This window comes from Mesorhizobium sp. M7A.F.Ca.US.002.01.1.1, from assembly GCF_004022955.1.
In the GTDB taxonomy this organism is placed as follows: domain Bacteria; phylum Pseudomonadota; class Alphaproteobacteria; order Rhizobiales; family Rhizobiaceae; genus Mesorhizobium; species Mesorhizobium ciceri.
In genome coordinates this window covers 1-2,277 of record NZ_RZQE01000703.1, presented here as the reverse complement: position 1 = coordinate 2,277, position 2,277 = coordinate 1, and the positions used below count along the sequence as shown (strand labels likewise).

At 58.1% G+C, this 2,277-nt stretch carries 2 protein-coding genes; both read left to right on the top strand.

Going from position 1 to position 2,277, the window contains the following annotated elements:
• The first annotated feature begins 47 nt into the window (after positions 1 to 47).
• Positions 48 to 905 carry a LysR family transcriptional regulator gene (locus tag EN932_RS34335; RefSeq protein WP_127414883.1) on the top strand — a complete coding sequence of 286 codons (858 nt, stop codon included), beginning with the start codon at positions 48 to 50 and terminating at the stop codon, positions 903 to 905.
• Positions 906 to 1,110: 205 nt separating this feature from the next.
• Positions 1,111 to 2,067 carry a hybrid-cluster NAD(P)-dependent oxidoreductase gene (locus EN932_RS34330; protein ID WP_158515817.1) on the top strand — a complete coding sequence of 319 codons (957 nt, stop codon included), beginning with the start codon at positions 1,111 to 1,113 and terminating at the stop codon, positions 2,065 to 2,067.
• The last annotated feature ends 210 nt before the right edge of the window (positions 2,068 to 2,277 follow it).

The window sequence follows — 2,277 nt, the reverse complement described above, 5'->3', positions numbered from 1 at the left end:
AGCTTATGATACGTGGAATATGATCGAGTTTTTCGATTGGAGATTTCATGCAACTTGATCACATCGAGACCTTTCTGGACATCATCGAATCGAGAAACTTCAATCGCACCGCGGATCGGCTAGGATTGACCCAGTCGACGATCAGCACCCGCATCAAGAACCTCGAGAGCGCAATCGGGTCCGAACTGTTCCAGCGCGGACGCGCTGGGGCGGAACCGACCGCCGCAGGACGCCGGTTCGAAGCTTACGCAAGATCCCTGCTGTCCACATGGTCGCAGGCTCGCCACGATGTCCGGGCGTTCAATCGTTTCGAAGGCACCTTGCGCGTCGCCGCGCAGGTCGGGATGACCCGCTCGGTTTTGCCGGGTTGGGTGGAGACGCTGTGTCAGGCTCTTCCCAAATCGTCGATCCATGTCGAGTCGGATTATTCGAACCAGATGGTCAGCGACCTAAGCATGGGAAATCTCGACATCGCAGTGCTTTACGCCCCGCGATACCTACCCGAAATCTCCTATGAACATTTGATGGTTGAGGAATATGTGATGGTTTCCACGGTAGCCAGAACCCTCTCCGAGGTCGAACCTGAAACCTATATTCGTCCTGGCTATACGGTCCTGCTGGAGAAGGCCCATGCCGAACTGCTTGGCGAGTTGGCGATCTGTCGCCTTTCCATGGGATCAGAAACCTTGGCGGAGATGATGCTACGGCGCGCGGGCGGGACCTGCTATATGCGAAGTGACGATGCGCGCAGGTTCGCCCTCGAACGCCCATCGTTCATCGTCGAAGGTGCTCCGACCCTGCATCAGCCGGTACACACGGCCATCCTGGCGCGCCGCAAGCACGAACCGATCATCCGCAAGGGAATCCGCGCCCTTCACGTTGCCGTGATGTCACTGGATATGTAGTCGAAATAATCGATCATAACTCGCGAGGGAGGCTCCTGTTATGGCGGGCCTGGAAATGGCATCTTGGCTCTACTTCAAACCGAGATGAATGATGAACGCACACGTTGGGACCCCCGGCCTCCTCCCGATGATGCGTCATCGGCAATGGGCACAAACCACATCGCAGCTCGTACTCTGCCGTCGTGTAATCGAGGAGACGCCCGATGTGAAAACTTTCGTTTTCACATCCCCGACGGATCGGATGTTCTGCTTCAGCGCGGGCCAGTATGTGCTCGTGCACCTCAAGATCGAGGGTGCCGCGGTGACGCGCTCCTACTCTGTTTCCTCACCACCGACGCGACCGCTCGACCTGCAGATCACGGTGAAGCGAACACCGGGCGGCCTGGTTTCGAATTGGCTCCACGACAATTTGGGGGCGGGCGACGAGGTCGAAATCGAAGGGCCGCTCGGCTCATTCAATCTCGATGACCTGCCATATGAAACGCCGCTCTTCCTTTCGGGCGGCAGCGGGATAACGCCCGTGATGTCGATGTTGCGTGCGCTTACCGACCGCGCAACCGACCAGGATATCTCCTTCATTCATAGTGCCAGAACGCCAGGTGATATAATCTTTCGACGGGAATTGGACGCACTTGCCTCTCGCTTCCCCAACGTGCGGGTAACGTGCGTTTGCAGCCAGGAAGATCGCACCTGGAGGGGGCCAACTGGCCGAATAGACAGTCAGATGCTGCTGACCCTCGTTCCCAATCTCCACAGGCGCACCGTTTTTGCCTGTGGACCCGAAGGGTACATGAAGACGGCACGGGCCTGCCTTCACGCAATAGGCTTCCCGCCGGCGCAGTATCACGAGGAGAGTTTCGGAGGCAGCAATGGTTCGCGGTCGGAATTGGCTTCAGCGATTTCGTCTTCGGTCCGTTTCGCCCGCTCGGGCGTGGAGCATCACTGCGCGCCCGGAGAGACCCTGCTTGAAGCGGCACGGAACTGTGGCATCTACATCCCAACCGCCTGCCAGCAGGGCGTTTGCGGAACGTGCCGAATAGCCAAACTATCCGGCGAAGTTGCCATGGACGATCTAGGCGGGCTGAATGCTGAAGATAAATCGGCCGGCTATGTCCTGGCATGTTGCAGCCGCCCGCAAGGAACGGTTTTGCTCGACGTTTAACTCGGCGTTGTTGACCTTTGAAAAGGCCGCCTTGCGCGCCATTGGCCTCGAGGGTCTGGTCTCAAAATGTTGCCGCCGCCGTCGAAATGGGAGCAGAGCCGCCCCCCTCCTGGTTTTCGGGTTTACCACCCGCGCACCCGTGGCACCGTTCGACTTATTCCAACCCTTACTGAGCTACAGACGCGAATGTCAGCTTTAGGGCTCGAAACG

What these genes read in the sequence shown, in the direction of transcription:
- EN932_RS34335 (WP_127414883.1), top strand. Translation starts at nt 48, where the DNA reads ATGCAACTTGATCACATCGAGACCTTTCTGGACATCATCGAATCGAGA.